Source organism: Sphingobacterium psychroaquaticum (assembly GCF_004421025.1).
Lineage (GTDB): Bacteria > Bacteroidota > Bacteroidia > Sphingobacteriales > Sphingobacteriaceae > Sphingobacterium > Sphingobacterium psychroaquaticum.
The window spans coordinates 4,114,467-4,136,424 of sequence record NZ_CP038029.1 but is presented as its reverse complement, the minus strand read 5'-3'; the positions used below and the strand labels follow the sequence as shown (position 1 = coordinate 4,136,424).

Genomic DNA, 21,958 nt, shown 5'->3' with positions numbered 1-21,958 from the left:
CAATGGAAGAAAGGAAACCGTTTTTACGTCAGGTAGCCGAAGATATACAGGCACGATTTGGAAATGACCTAGCGGACATCGCTATTGTCTTTAATAATAAACGACCTATTACATACTTGAAAAAGCATCTCTCTGAGGTGTATGGTAAAGCAATATGGTCTCCACAATTTTTTACAATCCAAGAATTTGTCGGACAATCTTCTTCCTCAGCTGATGCATCGGCCTTGAGTCAGTTTTTTTACTTGTATGAACTGCATAATGAGCTGCTCGTAAAAGAAGGGGCGGAGCCTGAAACCTTAGAGGAGTTTTATCCGATTGCGGAAATTATTCTGGCCGATTTTGGTCAACTAGATTATGAACTGGTGGACATTGATCAGATCTATATGGAGCTGTATGATACCACAAAGATCGATATTGCATTTCAGCATTTGACGGAACAGCAACAGGTGTTCATTCGTCAGTTTTGGCAGTCATTTAGTATAGGAGGACATACCGGTATCCAGGAGCGGTTCTTAAAACTATGGCGACGGATGCCGCTTCTATATCGTGCGTTGAAGGAGAAACTAAAAGAGTTGGGGCAGCGTAATTACCCAACCTTATACCGTAATCTCGCAGAGGGGAAAGCAGAGAATGGGCGTTTTGTCGAGCGATATAAAAAACTTGTTTTTGTAGGCTTCAATGCCTTGAGTAAAGCGGAAGCGCGATTATTTAAGCAGTGGCAAGAGGAAGGCCGAGCACTTTTTTATTTTGATGCGGACGCCTATTATATGACGGATACGCAGCAGGAAGCCGGTCTTTTTATTCGAAGAAATGTACAGGGAATTGGCTTACAACATGCGCTTGGTGAGTTTTCGGATACTATTGGAAAGCGTAAAGATACAATTGCTGTGTATGCCACTTCCGGAAACATTAGTCAAACAAAGTTGTTGCACGATGTTCTTCAGGATTGTGAAAAAGAGGATAAAACCTCCGCTATTCTGCTTGCTGATGAAAGTCTATTGGTGCCGTTGTTGCAAAGTTTGCCGGCTGTCGTTCCGAACATTACAACCGGATACCCGTTAACGCAATCCCCTATCTTTGGTCTAATCGATTTATGGCTCGATGTGCAACAAGATATTGCGCATCTGAAAAGGACAAAGGTTCCTTTTCAGTATGTGGAGACGTTTATCAGCCACCCTTTGACACGGTTAGATCCCGAAGAGCGAGCCGGATTGTTTAAGGATCTAACGGATAAGCAGCTTTTTGAAGTGAGCTTGGAGCATATTACGATTAAAAGCAGCGTGCTGCCGAACTTTTTTAAACCGGTAAGGAGTGCGGTGGAGTTATTGCCGGCTTTGGTACACGTTTTGGATACATTATTGGTGGCTATTGCAGCGCAGGACCGAATGAGCCAAATCGATAGTAATCTGTTGGTCGAAACCAAGAAAGTGCTTAACCAGTTACGGCTTGGGTTAGATAAAATTGCAGCAACGTCGATCAGTTTTCAAATTGGGTTAATCCGCAAAGCGATTGCCCCCGTTAATTCGGCCATTGAGGGAGATCCTTTGCAAGGTTTACAAATTATGGGGCTTTTGGAAAGTCGATGTCTAAATTTTGATAAGGTGTATATCCTCGGGGCCAATGAAGGGGTGTTACCAAAGACATCTAATGCAGCGACGTTTTTACCCAATAATTTAAGGCGAGCATACGATCTACCGATCTTGGAAAATCAAGACGCATTATCCGCCTATCTTTTTTATCGTCATTTCCAGTTTAGTGAAGATATCCATATTTTTTATAATGGCTTAGTCAACGAAAGTAGTTCCGGGGAGGAGAGTCGTTTTGTTAAACAGTTGATGTTTGAAAGTCAGCTGCAGTTTGACATCTTTCGACAGCAACAACCGATTGGTTTTCAGGAACCGAACGAGCCGCTCGTTATTCCAAAGGAAGGAGCTGTTTGGATGCAGCTATATGATGCTCTTATCACAAAGAAGAAAAGCATATCGGCAACGGCGTTGACCACTTATTTGCAATCACCTTTGCAGTTTTTTCTAAAGCATGTTGCGGAGATAAAAGAACCACCAACACTAACGCAAGAGTTTGAGATGAACAAGCTGGGGACTGTTATCCATAATGTGATGGAAACAATCTTTACGCCATATAAGGGAGCCGACAAGTTTGTATCTACCACGATCCTTTCGAGTAAGCTTCCGGAGGTAGATGCTTTGGTGATACGTGAGATTTCAGCGCTTTATCAAACGGAATTTACGGCTTTAACTGACCTCAATAGTATGCAGCACTTGATGTATAAAATTGCTACAGCATATGTGAGGATGTATCTGCAATATGATATGGATAAATATCAGGCCTTTCGAATTGTGGAGCTGGAAAATGATACAGATTATACGTTGGAGTTTCCGATTCAGGTTAATGGGAAAGAAGAGCGGGTGAAGCTGTATGGTATTATTGACCGTGTGGATGAGGTATTGACGGCCGATGGCGAGGTGATTACACGGGTTGTGGATTATAAAACGGGAGGCGATACAGTTTCTTTTAAAGATTTGGAAAAGGTGTTTGCGGCGAACACGGAGAATAAGGCATTGGTGCAAACGTTGTTTTATGCGTATGTATTCGAGGAAAAGACAGGCCGTAAAGGCTTGGAGCCTCACTTGTATGTGGCGCGTAAAATGCGGGAGGAAGGAACATTGTTTAATGGTAAAGGGATGGTGTTAACGGATGCCTATCTAGCGGAGGTGAAGACTATGTTTGTTTCGTTCTTGCAGCAAACGCTCGAGGAGATTTTTGATCCGGAAGTGCCGTTTCAACATAATCCAGATGCTGTTGTCTATCCGTCGGATCCGTATACGTTGTTTTATCGGTAATAGGTTTGAAGAGAGCTTGTAGCTCGTGCCTTACCCATCTTGTTACTTCCCAAAATTCCGCAAGTTATAATTCAGCGACAACATAAAATAGCGGGCTAACGTATTCGACATGACATTGGTAACGGCGATATCCGTAACGCGGCGATTAATATTCTGCGCATTATTGAAAATATCAAAAGCTTTGAGTGCGATCTCGGCATTTTGGCGCTTGAAGAGCTTTTTACCCAAGGATGCATTCCATAACAATGTTTTGGTGCCTGGAGCATTCAACACCCCACTGTTGTAAATATAGAGCAAGCTCGAGTTGAAGACAATAGATTTCAAGAACTCATAGTTTAACGTATGGTTCAATGTGTGCGAATAAACTTTGTAGGTTGGCGTTGTCGCAATCGGGTTATTGGTAAATGTTAAGTTTATCCGATAGTTGACTCCTGAGACAAAGCGCTTGTTGATATTCGTGCTTAGTCCAACGCGCTGTTGCAATCCGTAACTATAACCATTTAAGAAGTCGCCATTCAACACGGCAAAGTTACTGTTGTAGTACATGCTGTTGTTCAGGTTTAGGTTCAGCTTCCACTTTTTGATCGGTACCCCAAAGCTGTTGGTCAGACGCACACTGTAGGCTCCATCTACATTAACCGGTACTGTATACTGCCCCCCAGCACCCAGTACGACGTCGTCAAATAAAACCATAGCTGTATCTGTCATCAGAACCGAATTTACAATTTTATCATTGGTGTAATTGAAATCCAAGCTGCTGTTAAAGCTCTGTCCGGTAGTGCGTTTTACATCTTTGTATTGCACTTTCACGCTGTGGTTGTATTCCTGCTCCAAGTTCGGATTGCCATTGCTGATACGAAGCTCGTTTTGGTTGTTCACATAATCCTGAAGTTGATTAATCGTTGGCGTATTGGTGTTGGTGTTGTAATTAAATTCCAGGCGTCTTTCTTTATTGAAATTATACGTTACCGATAGTTCTGGATGGAAGCTTCCAAAATCAGCCTTTGTGACCAAGTTGATTGGGAATGTCCGATCATTATTTCGGATACCGTGTTGGTAGCTCAATCCCACCTGTATGCGGAGCGAATCTTTTTTGTTATAAGAAAGCGAGAGACCTCCTTTATGGTAGTTGTAATCATTGCGAAACTCATTGGACAGCCGTTCATTCAGTTCCCCCAGCTGACCTGTTTCCGCGAGAAACTCAAAGGTCTGTCGATCCGAGTAATTGGTTGTGTTTCGGAAGCTGTAGTTCAGCTGTAGGCGCGTCCGTTGGGAAAGATTTTCCGTTAATGCCAAGCGGCTACTAAACCCTGAACCGTAGCCATTGGTTACACTCTGGTTGTTGTTCGTGTCGATGCGGCTTACAAGCCCCTCTTTATAATATTGTGTTAATGCTAAATTCTTTCCCAATGCATCATTTGTACTTTTATTTCCAGAAACATTGACCGAAACCGTTCGTCCCGATTTCCGAAAACGATACATGTAGGTCAGGTCACCGCCAAAATTAAAGTTAGAGTTGTCGTTATTATTGCTGCGGTTAGACTGGTTGATCAAGTCATTCACCTTTCTGAAGCTTGAACTTGCGCTTTGCCCAGAGCGTCCCTGGCTGGTGTAGCTTAGGTTCGGGGAAAAGTCGATACGCTGTGCGGAGTCCAATGTCCAACGAATTCGTGCGTTGGCGCGGTGTTCAATATCCTTATTGCTATTAGTTTGTGCTGCCTGCTGCAATTGATTGGCGCGTGTTCCCAAGATATATTCGGTCTCCGAATTAGAGATAATGTCAGTTGCTGAGGATCGGAAGTTATAGTCGCCACTGACATCCATTTTCTTATTCAGGAATAAATTGTTGTAGTTTATTGCCGCAGCATAGGTGTCTGATAAACCTCGCTCGGTGTTGTTGTTTCCTCGTCGGGATCCACCACGCCCTTGTTCTGCAAAATTTGTTTCATTGACATTATTTCCCATCAGATTGACGGCAATTTTTTGATCGTCTTGAAAACGATTAATGGAGGAGTTCAGCTGGAATTTGTTATGGTCACCATACCCAGATGCTGCTTTCCCGAAGAGCCCCCGTTTTTTGTCTGGTTTGGTGACGATATTGATTACCTTGCGCCGCTGCCCGTCATCAAATCCCGAAAATTTTGCTTGTTCAGATTTTTCATCAATAATCTGAACTTTGTCTATAATTTCTGCGGGTAGGGTTTTTAATGCAATCCGTGGATCTGTACTGAAAAACTCTTTTCCATCCACGATAATCTTCGTTACATTCTCGCCATGTGCTTTTACATTTCCTTCCTCATCCAATTCTACACCTGGAATCTGTGCGATCAGTTCATCGGCATCTGCAAACTCTCGGGTAGAAAATTTCTTGGCATCAAATTCCATGGTGTCCCCCTTTAGTGCGACAGCTGCACCGGCCGTAATTTCAATCTCTTCCAGAACTACCTCGGATGGATCTAGCAGAAAGATAGTCTGCACGTTCTTGTCGGTAATCGTGACCTGTTTGTCTACCGGTTGGTGCCCTATATTTGAAAGTTTGATGAGGTATTTGCCAGCAGATACCTGGAAGGCAAAAGATCCTTGTTTATCACTTGAGGTGCTTTTTATTACACTGTCCTTTTCATTCAGCAGTTTTAGTGTAGCCCCACCGACTGGTGCTGATGATATCTTATCCAGAATCTTTCCCGTAATCGATTGTTGGCCGAAGGCAACGAAGGAGAAAAGGATCATCAGAAAAAAAAGACCGATACGACGACGGAAAAAGCGATTCATGGTTGTAGTTTAATCAAAACCAAAGATAATGTCGCCAATGTAAATTACTGTTAATGTGTTAAAAAAATTACAGGACTTAATCAGATGATAACAAGTGGGTGACGTAAGAGGACAGTGGGCTCAAAAAAAATAAATATCTTTGTGAAATTTGTTTGGAATGAGAGACAGTACGTTAAGTCGAAAAGAGAAAATCATGCGGGTAGCCCTATCGTTGTTTGCAACGAATGGGTATATTGATACATCCACAAAGGAAATCTCGATCGAAGCAGGGGTGTCCGAAGCCTTGATTTTTAAGCATTTTGGGAATAAGGATGCTTTATTGGCACATATTATTAAGGCAGGCTATCGTCGGGTTTTATCACATCATCGTGGTATGATGACCTATAAAGACCCAAAGGAGTTTTTAAAAAATATGATATTTCTCCCGAGCCAACTCGTCGCAGAAGAACCTTTGTTTTGGAAGTTACAAGAACGGTTGTGGCACAATACGTTCTCCAAACAACAGCATGAGCAGTTCATGAAACCTGTACAGCCTATTTTGCAGAAGGCATTCTCGGAATTGGGCTATAAAGAACCGGAATTGGAGACGCAATATTTATTATTGATAATCGATATGCTCTGGAAAAGAGAAGCTAGTGGTGATGTGACCAATGGCTTAGAACTTGCCGGCTTGTTGGAGCAAAAATACAATCTTCTGTAGTGCGATTTTGTGCATGTTTTGTTTTAAAAGACGCATAAAATTTTGATGATATTGTTTTTTTCGCTTATTTCGAAGATGCATAACAAACTAAATATGATAAAAAAACTGTTCGTCTTATTCGGGCTATGTGCTGCGATTGGAAGTGCACAAGCACAGAAAAGGCCAGATTTTGTTAATTTTATTAATACAAAAAACACATGGGTCGATTCGGTATTTAATTCTTTGACACCGAAGGAGCGTATCGCACAACTATTCTTGGTTCGTGCACATACCAATTTAGGTCAAAAGTATATTGATTCTGTTGCTCAGGTTGTTCAGAAAGAGCAGTTGGGTGGTCTTGTTGTTTTTCAAGGTGGGCCAGTTCGTCATGCCGAAATGTTCAATAGATATCAGAAGTTAACAAAAGTTCCACTATTGATAACTTTTGATGGGGAGTGGGGATTAGGGATGCGGTTGCCAGATTCCACTATTTCTTTCCCATATCAGATGACTTTGGGTGCTATTCAGAATGATAAACTCATTTATGAAATGGGGCGCCAAGTGGCCAAGGACTTCTTACGCATTGGTATGCAGTTTAACTTTGCACCGGTTGTAGATATTAATAATAACCCTAAAAATCCGGTGATCAATTTCCGTTCTTTTGGTGATAACAAGCAAAATGTGACGCGTAAAGCAAAAGCCTATATGGATGGGATGGTTGATGGCGGGATTATCGCGTCTTTAAAGCATTTCCCTGGACACGGTGATACGGATGTAGATTCGCATTATGATTTACCACAATTAACATTCTCGAAAGGTCGTCTGGATACATTGGAAATTTTTCCTTTCCGCGAGCTAATCAAAGCGGGTGCGCCTGCCATTATGGTCGCACACATGAATATTCCGGCATTAGATGCTACACCTAATATTCCATCTTCGATCTCTCGTAAGGTAGTGACCGATTTATTACGTAAGGAGCTTGGTTTTAGAGGGCTTACCGTGACGGATGCTATGGATATGAAAGGGGTGAAAAAGCACTTCCCGAATGGTGAAGCAGATGTGATGGCAATCGAGGCTGGTCATGATTTATTGGAAGTTTCAGAGAATAGCGCACGTGCGATTGACTTAGTCGAAAAAGCGGTGAAAAGTGGACGTATTAAACAGGCTGAATTAGATGAGCGTGTGAAGCGTGTTTTGGCATCGAAATACTGGGTAGGTCTTAATAAATACCGTCCTGTAAACGTGGCTAATTTAGTGAATGACTTGAATAGCCCTTCTGCGCAGTCTCTTGTGCAACGTTTGGCAGATGCTGCGGTGACTGTCCTTAAATCAGATAAGGGAATCAAATCATTTAATAAAAATACACAAACAGCTATTGTTTCTGTAGGGATCAAAGAGCCTCAAGATTTCGAAAAAGGATTGGCTGTTCAGTTAAATAACAAAAAAGAATACGTGATTACAGGTCAAGAAACAGAAGAGCAGTTGAAAGACTTGCTGAAGGATATTCGTAAAAACCGTCAGATTATCTTGGCAATCCATGACAATAGATCGCGTCCAAGAAGCGAATCTGATTTAAATGCGGTGACTAAGGATTTTATTGATAAGCTGGCTGGTAGAAGAACGGTAACAGCAATGTTTACCAATCCATACGCAATCGATAACCTACCTGTTGGTCGTAGTAACAGCATTATTGTGGGATATCAAAATGATGCGTTCATGCAAAAAGCTGTGTTAAAGGTGCTTTTGGGACAAATCAAATCGCAAGGAAAACTATCTGTCACAATTAATAAAGATTTTAAAACGGGAAGCGGATTATAAGAAATCTGCTTCCATCGAGGTACTAAAAGCACGGGACGACAACCCCGTGCTTTTTTGTTTGTTGCTCGCCCTTCCTCTTTTAATTACCTACCTTTGTTTAGGTATACGGTTGTAAACCAATAGCATTTCCAGAGGAAATGTGATTTTCCTAATTAATAGCCTCAAAGCTTATCATATTGCTAAGTTTATTCTTTAAAAATTAGCATATAAAATGAAGTAAATTACACTTTAAACGATATTTTTGTTCGGCTTAAATTTTGAGTAAATGGCAAAAGAACAAATCTCTATATTTGACATGTTTAAGATAGGTATTGGACCCTCTAGTTCACATACCTTAGGACCTTGGCGTGCGGCACAACGTTTTGTCGATGTGTTGCGGAATCGACAGGTGTTAGATAAGGTCAAAGAGATCAAGATCTTACTTTATGGATCACTAGCGAAAACAGGTGTGGGGCACGGAACCGATATTGCGGTTCTATTGGGATTAAGTGGCGATGATCCCGTAACTTTTGATGTATATCAGGTTATGCCTAAAGTAGATCACATAAAAACCTCGCACAAGATTATTCTAGGTGCGGAGAAAGAGGTTACCTTTAGTTATACCGAGGATTTATTGTTTCTATTTGCCGAGAGTCTGCCCTATCATCCGAATGCAGTAACTTTTCAAGCGTTCCTGGAAGATGGGACTGCTATCAGTGAGACCTACTATTCTATTGGTGGTGGTTTTGTAGTGCAAGAAAATGATGCAGAGGGTTTTTTAAGTGAGGTTGATATGTCTTTTCCTGTTGAAAATGCACAAGAACTGATGGTGTGGTGTATGAAGACTGGGTTGAAAATCTCTGAGCTCGTGATGGAAAATGAATTGGCGTGGCGTCCGGAGGAGGAAACTCGTCGGGGTGTGATGCAGATTTTCCACACCATTAAAGATTGTATTTATAAGGGTTGCCACACCGCCGGTGTATTGCCGGGTGGCTTGAATGTCGAAAGACGAGCTGCAAAAATGAATAAGCGTCTTCTTAAAGGACGAGAATATAATGATTTTGATAGTTGGGTAGAGGCTATCCGCGGGGGAGGTAAAGACTTTGGTTATATCCTGGATTGGGTCAGTTGTTTTGCTTTGTCGGTAAATGAGGAGAATGCTTCCTTTGGACGTGTTGTTACCGCTCCGACGAATGGAGCCTCAGGTGTGATTCCAGCGGTTTTACAATACTATATAACATTTCACGATTGTTATAAAGAGGATAAGATTCTTCAATTTATAGCGACTGCATCAGAGATTGGATCTATTTTCAAAAAAGGAGCAACGATATCGGCTGCCATGGGCGGGTGTCAAGCAGAGATTGGTGTTTCTTCGGCGATGGCAGCCGGCGCTTTAACCGAATGTCTGGGTGGTTCTCAGCGTCAGGTATTGATGGCCGCAGAGATTGCGATGGAGCACCATTTGGGCTTAACCTGTGACCCGATTGGCGGATTAGTGCAGATTCCATGTATTGAGCGGAATACCATGGGCGCAATCAAGGCAATTACGGCGGCACAATTAGCGTTGACTTCAAATCCAGATAAAGCGAAAGTAAGTTTGGATGCTGTTGTGAGCACGATGTGGGAGACGGCCCAAGATATGAATGTAAAGTATAAAGAAACGGCTGACGGTGGTTTAGCTATTAAAGTTCCATTAAGCTTACCTGAGTGTTAAGATGAAGTATTGTGCGCTGGCCTCGGGAAGTAATGGGAACTGTTATTATATAGCGGATGGGGACGATACAATCTTGGTCGATGTGGGTATCAATACGAAACATGTGCTCTTGCGTATGGCAGCAATCGGCGTTGATCCGGCATCTGTTAAAGCAATTTTTATTACGCACGAGCACACGGATCATATCCGTGGTCTTTCTGTTTTCTGTAAGCGCTATGCAATTCCGGTCTATATCACGGCCGGTTCTTATAAAGGGAGCCGATTGCACCTGCCGGAAGACCTTGTACATATTATAGCGCCTAATGCTCAAGTCGTGATTGGAAAACTAACCGTTTATGGTGTGCCTAAATACCACGACGCGAAGGAGCCGTGTAGTTTTCTAATCTCTAATAGTGTCCTGAATATTGGTGTTCTTACCGATATTGGTCGTGCTTGCGACAATGTAAAACAAGTTATTCAGCATTCGGATATCTTATTGCTTGAAGCCAATTATGATGAGAATATGTTGAATTATGGTCGTTATTCCTATTATTTAAAAAACCGAATTAAAAGTGGTTGGGGCCATATTTCTAATACAGAAGCATTGGAAGCTTTCATGGCTAGTCGGAGCCCAAGGTTACGGCACCTGATGCTTACGCATCTTTCCGGGGAAAACAATGAGGTCGAATTGGTGCGTGAGACTTTTGCACCATATTGTGAAGATATTCAACTTTCTGTTGCAACGAGATACCAAGAGACCCCGTTATTTGATACCGAAGGTGCTGTAGACGAGACTTCCAGCGTAACAATAGAAACAGAGATTGTTGTGCTGGAGACCGTTTTTTCCTTTTCTTTTATAACGACAGACCTATCTTCTTAATCCCTGTTTTTATGGGGAAGGTCGTAACTTTGTGTTATAGAATTTAATTTACAATAACTTCATTTGCTGTATGGAAAACTTTTAGTTAGTTTTGTCGCTAATCGGCGACAAGCCACTACAGACATCTACTTAAATGTTTACGATTAACCCTACGATTAACCGATCTATCTTGATCGTTTTAAAAGTCTTATTTTTCACATTCGGGGTGAATAGCATTGTTATGGCTAATTCCGAAAGTTCACCGCTGCAAGAAACCTTTATTCCTATTTTCAAAAAAAGCTATGAGCGGGTACGTGCGGGGCATTTTGAAATTTCGCGACTACCGGCGGGTGGGAATTCCCAAGAAGAAAAGTTGCTCTTTATTGCGAATCAGATTAATCTGGCGAAGTATTACGTAAATAATGATGGGGAGACAACGTTGTTAAGTAGTGATTTGCTGGACGAGGCGATTGTAACGACCAGAACGTTAAATGATAACGGACTTCTTGTTTTTTCATTGGTGCAGCGGGGCTATCATTTCTATCGTAATCGTAAAATTACTTTGGCTATGCCTGATTTTTTGGAGGCTATGTTTTTATTGGAACGTGACAAGAAGCTACATCCTCCTTTTGCCGAAGAAGTTTACAAAGAGATCGGTTTTTTTATGGGAACGATAGGTGATTTTCAAACCGGTATAAATTACTTGTTAAAATCCATGAAGTATACGACCGATGGGAAAGAATTGGCGGGGTTGTTTGATAACCTGGGTTATTACAGTGTGCAGCAGGGTAATATGTCGGCCGCGCGTGAATACTTTGATAAAGCTTGGGCACAGGCGGTGAAGGAGAAAGATGAGGTTCGACAAGCCAAGATTATGGGAAATCAAGCTTTGGTAGAGTTACATGAAAAAAACGAAACTAAAGCTGTTGAATTACTACAAGCGGATATTCGTATCTCCAATAAACATAATGCGCAGCTTAATACCTTATATGCCACGAATATATTGGCAGATATTTTGATCACACAGGGCCGATTCGAGGAGGCCAAGAACGACCTCTTAAAAGTGAAGGGCTTCGCAGATAAACATGAAAACTTAATTGTCCGCCGACATAAGCTGAATGAGCATCTTCTTGCTATTGCGGTGGGACAGAAGGATGAAAATACCGAAATTAGATTACGACGTTTACTCGCAAAGATGCAGGATACGCTGGATTTGTTTGATGGAGAGAATGTGACCAAACAAGCGATGTGGCTTGCAGATAAAGAATTGATAAATGAGCGATTGCGTTTGACAAACACCGCTTATAGTGTTGAGAAAAAGAAATACATAAGTTTTCTTGGGGCAGCTGGGGTTGGTGTCGTGGCCTTGTTGATCGCGGTTTATTATCTTTCCAAAAAGCGTAAAAAAGAAGCACCTCTTAGTCAGCTGTCTTTTTTGAATCAAAACGATCATGTGGATGACGAGAGTGGAGAGCCCATTTCTACGGAAGTGGTTGGTGGGGTTGATTCGGCGACATTGCTGTCAGAAAGTATATTGAATTCACACCTCTTAACGGAGGAAAAATGGAACCAGTTTAAGCATGGTTTCGCATTGAAATATCCAAATAGCTATCAGTCTTTACGTCGTGATTTTCCAGAGCTTTCCGAAAGTAATTTACGAATAGTCTTACTGTGGCGATTGAACCTGACAACCAAGGAGATCGGCTCTTTGCTTGGGGTGAGTGCCGATGCGGTGAAAAAGTCGAAACAGCGGTTGCGTAAAAAGATGGGCGAAGAAAAGTATAGCCAATTTTTGACATTTATTGAGGGGCCAGAACAGTAGATTTTACCCTTCCGGCCCTTTGACTCGCTTCGCAAACCTTCTTTCGGTCTATTTACTTCGACCTGTTAATTGATTCATGATCATTTCGATAACAGCAACTGCAATTGCAAAAAGTGCCGTCGTCCAAAAACCATCTACCTCAAATTTAGACCCCATTATTTTGTCCGTTAACATAATCATCAATACGGTGATGATAAAAGAAACGAGACCAAAAGTAAGCCAGTTTAAGGGGAATGTAAATAGGCGAAGGATACTTCCAAAGATGCTGTTCACAACACCAATCATTAATCCGGTCGCTATAGCCCACCAAAAACTTGTGACATGTGCTCCAGGTACAATATATGCCGCGAGAGCGATGACGATACCTGTGATAAATACGCTGATAATAAATTTCATAGTGATATCTTTTTAATTCTGTAGACGTTTAAGTAGCATTGCTACGTTGCGCTCCGGTTCTCCTTTTGCGCCTAAACGATAAAGGTCAAAAAAAATGCCAAACCTATTCGGGGAGCAATTTTGATAACCGAAATAGAAATCCTTTATTTTATTATGCTGACATAGAAATAAATAGTAACTTTAAGAAACGGTTATAAACAACGAATGATATGAAAAAGATTTTATTGACCTTTTTTGGGCTTTTGGCAACGGTTTGTCTTTTTGCACAAACCAATGATGCGATTGTTGGTAAATGGAAAACTATAGATGATGAAAGCGGTCAGGCGAAGTCCATCGTGGAGATATTTAAAAAATCGGACGGTAAGTATTACGGAAAAATTTCGCAGCTACTCTTGAAGCCAGAAAATGATAAATGTGTGAACTGCAAAGACGATCGTAAAGATAAACCATTGATCGGTATGGAGGTTATTCGCGGATTATCAAAAAGTAAGAGTGAGTATACGGGGGGCAGTATTGTGGATCCAAAAAATGGAAAAACATATAAATGTACGGTAACCCGAGACGGAGATAAGCTGAATGTACGCGGTTATGTTGGTTTTTCGCTTATCGGAAGAACACAAACGTGGCATCTGGTGAAGTAGGGACGATTTGCTTTTTAATAATATTTCGATTAATTTACTCTATTAAAAGTTTTGAATTTTTTCTAAGTTTGGTAATAAGAATTAATCGATGTCGGTAAACATGTCCTATACAGAGAATGTGAAGCTTGCGTTGCAATCTATTGTGAGCAATAAGCTTCGTACATTCTTAACTGCTTTAATTATTGCTATTGGTATAATGGCGCTCATAGGTGTGTTGACCTCTATTGACGCGATACAAAGCTCGTTGACGAATTCGTTTTCATCGATGGGCTCTAATTCATTCAATATTCGAAACAGAGGCGTCAATGTACAAATTGGTGGGTCTGGTAATAAAGCAAAAGTTTTCCGGTCAATTACCTATCAAGAAGCTTTAGCATTCAAAGATAATTTTGATTATGGGGCGCTCGTTTCTTTAAATGTAAATGTAACTTGGGGGGCGACGGCAAAATATATGGCCGAAAAAACAAACCCCAATATCGGTGTCTTAGGTTCTGATGAGAACTACCTGGAGACATCCGGTTATAAGCTTGAGGATGGACGAAACTTTACGGCCCAGGATATCGAGAATGCAAATCCCGTTGTGATCATTGGGCAGGAGGTCAAAACCAAGCTATTTAAGAATAACAAAAAGGCAGTGGGGGAGTACATCACGATTGGAGGGGCTCGCTTTACGGTGATTGGTGTGCTGGAAAGTAAAGGGTCAAGTGCCGGATTTGGATCTGATAAAGCCTGTTTTATTCCGATATCACGGGGGAGAGCAATGATATCCAATGCCAATCCTTCATTTGTGATTACAGTCATGACGAGCGATCCCTTTAAGATGGATGGCGCGGAAGGTGAGGCGATAGCGACGTTCCGAAAAATTAGAGCTTTAAATGCGAAACAAAGCAATGATTTCGAAATAATAAAATCCGATGCCGTTGCGCAGATGTTAATGCAGAATTTAACATATGTGACCATGGGTGCAATTGTTATCGCATTTATTACGCTGGTTGGTGCCTCAATTGGATTAATGAACATCATGTTGGTCTCGGTAACGGAGCGTACTCGGGAGATTGGTGTGCGAAAAGCGATTGGCGCCACGCCAAGCGTGATTCGCAAGCAATTCCTAATGGAGGCTGTTGTCATCTGTGTTTTGGGTGGGATTGCAGGCATTGTGTTGGGTATCCTAATTGGTAATGTATTGGCCTTGGCTTTGGGTGCCGATTTTATTATTCCATGGAAATGGATGATGCTTGGACTGACGGTTTGTATTGGTGTAGGAATGCTTTCAGGCTATTATCCAGCGTCCAAAGCTTCAAAATTAGACCCTGTAGAAGCGTTACGCTACGAATAAAATTTAAACAATCGATTTCTTGTCAGGAAGCGAAGCTATTGCAACGCGAAATTGTACCTTTGTGTAGGAGTGTTGTATTGTGGCCGTCTAGCGTGATCTGTTAAGACAGAGCGACCTCACTGCTACACGATTTTACGAGTTAACTATTTCACGATGTCTGGAAGTAGGCATTTTTTAGAATAAAGGATATGTACAAAACATTAAAACCCGCATTAGAGAAAGAACTAGCAGCAATTAAAGAGGCTGGCTTGTATAAAGAAGAACGTATTATCATCACGCCGCAAGGTGCTGATATTAAAGTTAGCACAGGCCAAGAAGTGGTTAATTTTTGTGCGAATAACTATTTAGGCCTTTCCTCCAATCCAAAAGTTATTGAAGCCGCAAAAAAGGCGATCGATACCCATGGTTATGGTATGTCCTCCGTACGTTTTATTTGTGGTACACAAGATATTCACAAAACGTTAGAAGCAAAGCTATCGACTTTCTTAGGAACGGAAGATACGATCCTATATGCGGCGGCATTCGACGCTAATGGTGGTGTATTTGAGCCCCTTTTCGGCGCGGAGGATGCCATTATCTCGGATGAGCTGAACCATGCTTCAATCATTGATGGGGTGCGCTTATGTAAAGCCCAACGCTTCCGCTATAAAAACTGTGATATGGCGGATTTGGAAGCACAATTGATTGCTGCTTCTGGTGCACGTCACAAAATAATTGTTACAGACGGCGCTTTCTCTATGGATGGGTCGGTTGCTCCTTTGGACAAAATTTGTGACTTAGCAGATAAGTATGAAGCGTTGGTGATGATCGATGAATCACACTGTTCTGGATTCATTGGTAAGACAGGTCGTGGTACGCATGAGTTGTTTGATGTTATCGAACGTGTGGATATTATCACGGGTACATTAGGTAAGGCTTTAGGCGGTGCCTCTGGTGGTTTTACTTCGGGAAAGAAAGAAATTATCGATATGCTACGTCAGCGTTCACGTCCATATTTATTTTCAAACACGCTTGCTCCTGCTATCGCTGGCGCTTCGGTTGCCGTATTGGATATGTTGAGCGAGACGACAGAATTACGCGATAAGTTAGAAAGTAACACGCTCTATTTCCGTGAAAAGATGACAGCGGCAGGTTTCGATATCAAGCCAGGTTTTCATCCGATCGTCCCTGTGATGTTGTATGATGCTAAGTTGGCACAAGAGTTTGCGGCGCGTATGCTCGAAGAAGGAATATATGTAATTGGGTTTTATTATCCTGTTGTACCGCAAGGAAAAGCACGTATTCGCGTTCAGATCTCTGCTGGCCACGATGTGGAACACTTAGATAAAGCTATTCAGGCGTTTACGAAAGTGGGTCGAGAATTAGAGGTAATAAAATAATAATATAAAAAATAAAAATAAGAGGTGCAAAATTATTATCTTTGCACCTCTTATTTTTTATAATACATTATCGCTCAATGCAAAACATCAGAAATATCGCGATTATCGCACACGTTGACCACGGTAAGACAACTCTTGTCGACAAAATCTTATACTTCACTAATCAGTTTAGAGAAAATGAAAATGCTGGTGAGTTAATTTTGGATAATAACGACCTGGAAAGAGAGCGTGGTATCACTATTGTATCTAAAAACGTTGCTGTAAAGTATAAAGACGTTAAAATCAATATTATCGACACCCCTGGTCACGCCGATTTCGGTGGTGAGGTAGAGCGTGTTTTGAAAATGGCTGATGGTGTTGTTTTGTTGGTGGATGCCTTCGAAGGGCCAATGCCACAAACACGTTTTGTTACAGGAAAGGCTTTAGGTCTTGGTATCAAGCCTATCGTCGTAGTAAACAAAGTGGACAAAGAAAACTGTCGTCCAGAAGAGGTTTACGAAAATGTATTTGACTTGTTCTTCAACTTAGGTGCGAACGAAGATCAATTGGATTTCCCAGTATTGTACGGTTCATCGAAACAAGGATGGATGTCTAAAGACTGGAAAAAACCAACAGAGGACTTCACGGAACTCCTAGATGCTATCATCGAGCATATCCCTGCTCCTAAAGTGTCTGAAGGTACATTACAAATGCAAATCACTTCCCTTGATTATTCTACTTTCGTAGGTCGTATCGCGATTGGCCGTGTTGCCCGTGGAACGATCAAAGAAAACCAACCCGTTTCTTTAGTGAAACGCGATGGTAAAATAGTGAAGTCTCGTGTAAAAGAATTACAGGTTTTTGAAGGATTGGGACGTATTAAAGTTCCTGAAGTTCATGCCGGTGATATCTGTGCTGTTGTCGGTATCGAAGGTTTCGATATTGGTGATACAATTGCTGACTTTGAAAATCCAGAGCAATTGGAGGTAATCAGCATTGATGAACCTACAATGAACATGCTTTTCACGATCAATAACTCTCCATTCTTTGGTAAAGAAGGTAAATTGGTTACTTCACGTAACATCTATGACCGTTTACAGAAAGAATTAGAGAAAAACTTAGCATTACGCGTTGTGCCTACAGAGTCTCCGGACGCTTGGTTGGTATACGGTCGGGGTATTCTTCACTTGTCTGTTCTTATCGAGACGATGCGTCGCGAAGGTTACGAATTGCAAGTAGGACAACCTCAGGTAATTGTAAAAGAAATTGACGGTGTTAAATGTGAGCCTATTGAAGAGCTTGTAGTTGACGTACCGGGTGATGTAGCTGGTAAAGTAATCGAATTGGTAACACAGCGTAAAGGTGAGTTGTTGATTATGGAAGCTAAAGGTGATATGCAACACTTGGAATTCTCTATCCCTTCCCGTGGTATCATCGGTTTGCGTAACAACGTATTGACAGCTACAGCTGGAGAGGCTGTAATGGCACACCGTTTGAAAGGATATGAGCCTTGGAAAGGAACAATCCCTGGTCGTTTGGCGGGTGTATTGATCTCATTGGATACAGGTTCGACTACAGCATACTCTATCGATAAATTACAAGATCGTGGTCGTTTCTTCGTTGATCCAGGAGTAGAGGTTTATGAAGGACAAATCTTGGGTGAACACATCCGTGATAACGATTTAACAATCAACGTAACAAAAGGTAAGCAGTTGACAAATATGCGTGCATCAGGTTCTGATGACAATACACGTATTGCTCCTGCAATCAAGTTCTCTTTAGAGGAGTGTATGGAATACATCCAAGCTGATGAGTACATTGAGGTAACACCACAATCTATGCGTCTACGTAAAATCTATTTAACGGAAAATGAGCGTAAAGTAAACGCGAAAAAATTCCAATAATAGCATAAGCAATAAAAAAAGCCTTCGAAATTTCGAAGGCTTTTTTTATTGCTGTTATTTTTATTTCTTTTGTCTTACTTCTGCAGCCCGGTAGATATCGTCTTCGGCTTTGAAAATTCTGAACTGTACGTCGTATCCCTCAGGTACATAAATAACGATCGGTAACCGTCCATTGTAGTTCGTCACGGTTGGACCTGCAGAAACAAATTTGAGTACCCGCTCATTATCGGGACACGCCATTAATGTGCTTGCTGCTCCACCGTTGGACTTGAAAACATAGTAGTTATACCCCCAACCCTCTAATGGTTTCTCTTCCAAAGAACCTTGTAAACGGTGCGTGTTGCACTTGTCTACTTCCATCATTTTACCAATCGTAAATTCAATTTTCTTGTTATTGTCATTATCCGAATGTGGAACTTCAATAACCATTTGCTTATAACCTGCTTCAGGCTTAGGGAAAATAGATGGATCTTGTTTGATAATTGTGCTTTGCGCCATAGTAACGTTGTTAAAACCAATAAAGGCAAGTAATAATCCTACACCTAAACCTTTCACTATTTTCTTTTTCATGTGCATATATTTTTCTTATTAATCGAAACTCGATATGTAATCGCTACAATCAGCCCGTTTTTATGTAAGACTGCAGTTCTCGGGTTGGGTTTAATTTTAATCGTGCAACTTGCTTGGATCGATCTCCCGAATCAGCGCACGAGCCAAGATCCGATTTGGATCAATGACCGGTAGGCCTGAGTTTTCTTTTTCTGGAATTGCCAAAGGCAATTCAGTGCACCCTAAAACAATTGCTTTAGCTCCCAATTTCTTAAGTTCCATGATCGAGGCAATAATTTCCTGTCGTGCACGATTGCTGACTGGTGAAGAAATAGCCTTTATGCCGTATGTTTTGTCATAAATACTTGCATGAATTTTTTCTTGGAGCGCATCATCGGGTTCCACTGTTTCCAATCCATTTTGGGATAGAATGTTTTTATACAAGCCTGTGTTTTTAGTTCCAGTGGTACTGAGTACCCCCACATCAATACCTCCAAAGTTCTGCTGTATAAACGAAGCCGTCTCTTCCACCAAATGCAAGAGTTTGACTCGACTTCCTGCGTGTGCTAACTCTTCTTTAATGACATCAAAGATACGTGGAGCATGCGCCGTATTACAAGGTATAGCGACCACGGTAGCACCTGTTTTTTCAAGCTCTTGAATAATTTCTGCAATGGCATAGGCCGGGTTTTCACTTTCTTGTCCTAAGAGATATGCCGTGCGGTCTGCAATTCTATGTGGTTGCGAAGAAAGTAATACCGGCAAGTGCTCTTGATCTGTCGTGGCTATGGTTTCTTCAATAATTTTAGTTACGATGTCTAGTCCGGCAAGCGGACCTACACCTCCAATAATTCCGATCATATCTATAATCCTAATTAATCCAATTCGCCCTGACGCCATTCATACGCCCAGAACGTTTGTTCATCATTCAAAAATAAAGCCAACAAATCCCCCATTGCTTGAAAGCCATCTTCCGTATTCATAAAGACAGCTAAACTTTGCTTGCGCTCCGGGTAGGCTATAAAGAAACAGCGAAAACCTGGATTGGAGCCTGTGTGCCAAAGTGCGGTACCGACCTCATTGAGCTGTAGACGGAGCCCCAGTGCACACGGCACGTATGTATCACGTGTTGTTTGCGTATTGCCAACCTGTGCTTCACCTTGTTTCGTTAGCAGAAGCTGGTGTGTTTCTTTTTTCAGTCCCTCGCCCCCGAGTAAAGCCCGTTGTACAAATTTCGTATAATCTTCGGACGTCGTATAGAGTGTATATGCTGCATTTGCTTTTCGATACTGTCCCAACGATCTAGTTTTTTGCCCTGTAAGATGGCCGAAGGCCGCATCCTGTAGGAGTCTATCCTTCCAAATAATTTCGGAGTGCGTCATCGCTAGCGGTGTAAGAACTTCTTCTTCCACGAGTTGTTGAAAGCTTTTCTTGGTGATATGTTCCATCGTCTCCTGTAAGAAGTAGAAGCCTTCACCGGAATAAGCATATTGTGTTCCTGGTGTAAAGAGTAATGTTAGTGGTGTTGCACGCCAGGCAGGCGAGGGTACATCTCCCTCCCAGTTATGGAGACCGCTGCGATGCGTAAGTACCATACGCGCTGTAATCCTTTCCTTACCGGGTGTTTGGCTTAACCGATCGTAGGGATAATAATCCCAAAGTGGTTTATCGAGAGAAATCAGTCCTTGGTCTAGAAGGCGAAGGAATACATAAGCAGTGACGACTTTTGTCAAAGAGGCCGCTTGAAAAGCTGTCTGTCGGGAAATAGTTTCGTGAGCTCCCATGCGTTTAACCCCCAAGGCGTAGTGTGTGGTTATTCCCTTATCGACAAAGGTAACCTGCATTCCCGGAATGCCTACTTTAGTAGACAATGCCTGTAGTTTTGCATACATATCTCGTTGGCCTTGTACAGCGAAGGAGCAAAAGAGAAGAAACAGGAGAATAATTGTCTTATTGCTGTTCTGCTTTAGGTAAGCGATCATGATGTAATGCATTATATTTCTTTAATATTTCTATTGTTTTCTGAATAGGAAGAGCTTTCAACGTGTTGCCGGCAACACCCTGGCTATCCTGTGCCATAAACATGGAGTTTAAAATTGCTTCTTCTGTCGCTTCCCAAACTGCCATAAAAAGAGGTGACATGGCGTCGTTCGTTAATTCTTCGGTGACACGTACTATCGTGTTGCTGTTGTGCGGAATTCGATTCTGAGGTGTAGTAGAGAAAGCAATAGAGTAGTCGCCACTGCCGTTCGAAGAGAAGGAACCTACATTTCCAAAAGCAATGTAAGAACGTTTCGCCAACCGCTTTAAGTTACGAGCAGACAAAGGAGCGTCGGTCGCAATGATAATCATACAAGAGCCATCCGCTTTGTAGTTTCCTTTTGGGTCCTTCATATAAAAGTTTTGCAACTCCCGCCCAACGGGGGCTCCGTTGATGTCAAGTACGCCACCAAAATTGGTTTGAACCAAGACACCTACAGTGTATCCTCCTTTGTTGGCCGGCAATTTACGCGATGCGGTGCCGATACCTCCTTTGTAACCCAGGCACTCTGTTCCCGTTCCTGCGCCCACATTTCCTTCGGTAACAGGGCCGGGAGCCGCAGTGGCGAGTGCCTGTTGTACATGCTCGGCGTGCACATGTCGCCCGCGAATATCATTTAAACCGCCGTCATTCGTCTCACCAACAACGGAGTTCACCGACCGTACTTGCTCATTTCCGGGTAAAGCGAGCATGTAATCAATAAGTGCGTCAGCAACCTTTGGGGCGTTCAGCGTGTTCGTTAAAAGGATGGGTGTTTCTATATTGCCGAGTTCTTCAATCTGTGAGATTCCCATCATTTTGCCAAACCCGTTACCGACATAGACTGCCGCGGGAACTTTTTCTTGAAAGAGATTGCCCGCATGTGGAAAGATGGCGGTAACACCAGTTCGAATGTTTTGGCCTTCGTTTATGGTGGTATGACCTACTTTTACACCGGCGACATCCGTTATAGCATTGTTCGTCCCGGTCGGCAGAATGCCTATCGTTACACCAAAGTCGCGCGCGCGGCCACGTTTCTCTTGTCCATACGCAAAGCTCGTGATCAACAGCGTGCAGAAGACTGTTGCTTTTAAGGTTCTCATACCTTGCTTATAGTAGGGGATTACTTTAAAAAAAGTAGAATCTGTAACATACATATATTTGTGTTTTTAAGGTCGATTTTCGATAAAGCAATAATAATGATTTTTCGATTGATTATGTAATCTGCCGCATAAATGCGGACTAACCTATGCTACAGGGCGATTCTCCCC

Annotated in this window: 16 protein-coding genes; 10 read left to right on the top strand and 6 right to left on the bottom strand. The window is 42.0% G+C overall.

Annotated features, from left to right (window positions below; genetic code table 11):
* The first annotated feature begins 2 nt into the window (after positions 1–2).
* Positions 3–2,861 (top strand): PD-(D/E)XK nuclease family protein, encoded by a 2,859-nt coding sequence (locus E2P86_RS17060; RefSeq protein WP_166785216.1) that lies wholly within the window; start codon positions 3–5, stop codon positions 2,859–2,861.
* 42 nt (positions 2,862–2,903) lie between these two features.
* On the opposite strand, the gene E2P86_RS17055 is transcribed toward E2P86_RS17060, so the two are convergent.
* Positions 2,904–5,633 carry an outer membrane beta-barrel protein gene (locus E2P86_RS17055; protein WP_240775537.1) on the bottom strand — a complete coding sequence of 910 codons (2,730 nt, stop codon included), beginning with the start codon at positions 5,631–5,633 and terminating at the stop codon, positions 2,904–2,906.
* A 157-nt stretch (positions 5,634–5,790) separates the two neighbouring features.
* Here E2P86_RS17055 and E2P86_RS17050 point away from each other — a divergent pair, with 157 nt between their 5' ends.
* The 5 genes from E2P86_RS17050 (at position 5,791) to E2P86_RS17030 (ending at position 12,483) form a co-directional block, all read left to right on the top strand.
* Positions 5,791–6,333, top strand: a complete 543-nt coding sequence (locus E2P86_RS17050; RefSeq protein WP_134433836.1) for a TetR/AcrR family transcriptional regulator — start codon at positions 5,791–5,793, stop codon at positions 6,331–6,333.
* A gap of 93 nt (positions 6,334–6,426) precedes the next feature.
* On the top strand, positions 6,427–8,130 hold the full coding sequence (locus E2P86_RS17045; RefSeq protein ID WP_134433835.1) for a glycoside hydrolase family 3 protein: 1,704 nt from the start codon (positions 6,427–6,429) through the stop codon (positions 8,128–8,130).
* Positions 8,131–8,395: 265 nt separating this feature from the next.
* Positions 8,396–9,823 carry an L-serine ammonia-lyase gene (locus E2P86_RS17040; protein WP_085473648.1) on the top strand — a complete coding sequence of 476 codons (1,428 nt, stop codon included), beginning with the start codon at positions 8,396–8,398 and terminating at the stop codon, positions 9,821–9,823.
* Position 9,824: 1 nt separating this feature from the next.
* Positions 9,825–10,682, top strand: coding sequence for an MBL fold metallo-hydrolase (locus E2P86_RS17035; protein WP_134433834.1), 858 nt, complete (start codon positions 9,825–9,827; stop codon positions 10,680–10,682).
* Between the two features lie 220 nt (positions 10,683–10,902).
* The gene (locus tag E2P86_RS17030) at positions 10,903–12,483 is read left to right on the top strand and encodes a sigma-70 RNA polymerase sigma factor region 4 domain-containing protein (protein WP_134433833.1); all 1,581 of its coding nucleotides are present in this window, start codon (positions 10,903–10,905) and stop codon (positions 12,481–12,483) included.
* A 48-nt stretch (positions 12,484–12,531) separates the two neighbouring features.
* On the opposite strand, the gene E2P86_RS17025 is transcribed toward E2P86_RS17030, so the two are convergent.
* Complete coding sequence (locus E2P86_RS17025) at positions 12,532–12,879, bottom strand: phage holin family protein (RefSeq protein WP_134433832.1); 348 nt, start codon at positions 12,877–12,879, stop codon at positions 12,532–12,534.
* A gap of 209 nt (positions 12,880–13,088) precedes the next feature.
* Between E2P86_RS17025 and E2P86_RS17020 the strand changes: the two genes are divergently transcribed.
* The 4 genes from E2P86_RS17020 (at position 13,089) to typA (ending at position 18,118) form a co-directional block, all read left to right on the top strand.
* The gene (locus E2P86_RS17020; RefSeq protein WP_085473652.1) at positions 13,089–13,520 is read left to right on the top strand and encodes a DUF2147 domain-containing protein; all 432 of its coding nucleotides are present in this window, start codon (positions 13,089–13,091) and stop codon (positions 13,518–13,520) included.
* 88 nt (positions 13,521–13,608) lie between these two features.
* Positions 13,609–14,856, top strand: coding sequence for an ABC transporter permease (locus E2P86_RS17015; protein ID WP_085473653.1), 1,248 nt, complete (start codon positions 13,609–13,611; stop codon positions 14,854–14,856).
* Positions 14,857–15,044: 188 nt separating this feature from the next.
* Positions 15,045–16,235: a glycine C-acetyltransferase gene (kbl, locus tag E2P86_RS17010; RefSeq protein WP_134433831.1), complete on the top strand. Its 1,191-nt coding sequence runs from the start codon at positions 15,045–15,047 to the stop codon at positions 16,233–16,235.
* A gap of 77 nt (positions 16,236–16,312) precedes the next feature.
* Positions 16,313–18,118, top strand: a complete 1,806-nt coding sequence (gene typA / locus E2P86_RS17005) for a translational GTPase TypA (protein ID WP_085473655.1) — start codon at positions 16,313–16,315, stop codon at positions 18,116–18,118.
* A 60-nt stretch (positions 18,119–18,178) separates the two neighbouring features.
* On the opposite strand, the gene E2P86_RS17000 is transcribed toward typA, so the two are convergent.
* The 4 genes from E2P86_RS17000 to E2P86_RS16985 form a co-directional block, all read right to left on the bottom strand.
* Positions 18,179–18,688, bottom strand: coding sequence for an ecotin (locus tag E2P86_RS17000; protein ID WP_085473713.1), 510 nt, complete (start codon positions 18,686–18,688; stop codon positions 18,179–18,181).
* A gap of 96 nt (positions 18,689–18,784) precedes the next feature.
* Entirely contained in the window at positions 18,785–19,528 is a 744-nt protein-coding gene (locus E2P86_RS16995; RefSeq protein WP_200811810.1) for an aspartate/glutamate racemase family protein, read from the bottom strand.
* Between the two features lie 14 nt (positions 19,529–19,542).
* A complete protein-coding gene (locus E2P86_RS16990; RefSeq protein WP_134433830.1) occupies positions 19,543–20,661 on the bottom strand; it encodes a serine hydrolase domain-containing protein in 1,119 nt (372 codons plus the stop codon).
* A complete protein-coding gene (locus tag E2P86_RS16985) occupies positions 20,618–21,844 on the bottom strand; it encodes a DmpA family aminopeptidase (protein WP_240775536.1) in 1,227 nt (408 codons plus the stop codon). Before E2P86_RS16985 ends, E2P86_RS16990 begins: the two co-directional genes overlap by 44 nt.
* Positions 21,845–21,958: the final 114 nt, after the last annotated feature.

What these genes read in the sequence shown, in the direction of transcription:
- E2P86_RS17060 (WP_166785216.1), top strand. Translation starts at nt 3, where the DNA reads ATGGAAGAAAGGAAACCGTTTTTACGTCAGGTAGCCGAAGATATACAG.
- E2P86_RS17055 (WP_240775537.1), bottom strand. Translation starts at nt 5,633, where the DNA reads ATGAATCGCTTTTTCCGTCGTCGTATCGGTCTTTTTTTTCTGATGATC.
- E2P86_RS17050 (WP_134433836.1), top strand. Translation starts at nt 5,791, where the DNA reads ATGAGAGACAGTACGTTAAGTCGAAAAGAGAAAATCATGCGGGTAGCC.
- E2P86_RS17045 (WP_134433835.1), top strand. Translation starts at nt 6,427, where the DNA reads ATGATAAAAAAACTGTTCGTCTTATTCGGGCTATGTGCTGCGATTGGA.
- E2P86_RS17040 (WP_085473648.1), top strand. Translation starts at nt 8,396, where the DNA reads ATGGCAAAAGAACAAATCTCTATATTTGACATGTTTAAGATAGGTATT.
- E2P86_RS17035 (WP_134433834.1), top strand. Translation starts at nt 9,825, where the DNA reads ATGAAGTATTGTGCGCTGGCCTCGGGAAGTAATGGGAACTGTTATTAT.
- E2P86_RS17030 (WP_134433833.1), top strand. Translation starts at nt 10,903, where the DNA reads ATGGCTAATTCCGAAAGTTCACCGCTGCAAGAAACCTTTATTCCTATT.
- E2P86_RS17025 (WP_134433832.1), bottom strand. Translation starts at nt 12,879, where the DNA reads ATGAAATTTATTATCAGCGTATTTATCACAGGTATCGTCATCGCTCTC.
- E2P86_RS17020 (WP_085473652.1), top strand. Translation starts at nt 13,089, where the DNA reads ATGAAAAAGATTTTATTGACCTTTTTTGGGCTTTTGGCAACGGTTTGT.
- E2P86_RS17015 (WP_085473653.1), top strand. Translation starts at nt 13,609, where the DNA reads ATGTCGGTAAACATGTCCTATACAGAGAATGTGAAGCTTGCGTTGCAA.
- kbl (WP_134433831.1), top strand. Translation starts at nt 15,045, where the DNA reads ATGTACAAAACATTAAAACCCGCATTAGAGAAAGAACTAGCAGCAATT.
- typA (WP_085473655.1), top strand. Translation starts at nt 16,313, where the DNA reads ATGCAAAACATCAGAAATATCGCGATTATCGCACACGTTGACCACGGT.
- E2P86_RS17000 (WP_085473713.1), bottom strand. Translation starts at nt 18,688, where the DNA reads ATGAAAAAGAAAATAGTGAAAGGTTTAGGTGTAGGATTATTACTTGCC.
- E2P86_RS16995 (WP_200811810.1), bottom strand. Translation starts at nt 19,528, where the DNA reads ATGATCGGAATTATTGGAGGTGTAGGTCCGCTTGCCGGACTAGACATC.
- E2P86_RS16990 (WP_134433830.1), bottom strand. Translation starts at nt 20,661, where the DNA reads ATGCATTACATCATGATCGCTTACCTAAAGCAGAACAGCAATAAGACA.
- E2P86_RS16985 (WP_240775536.1), bottom strand. Translation starts at nt 21,844, where the DNA reads ATGTATGTTACAGATTCTACTTTTTTTAAAGTAATCCCCTACTATAAG.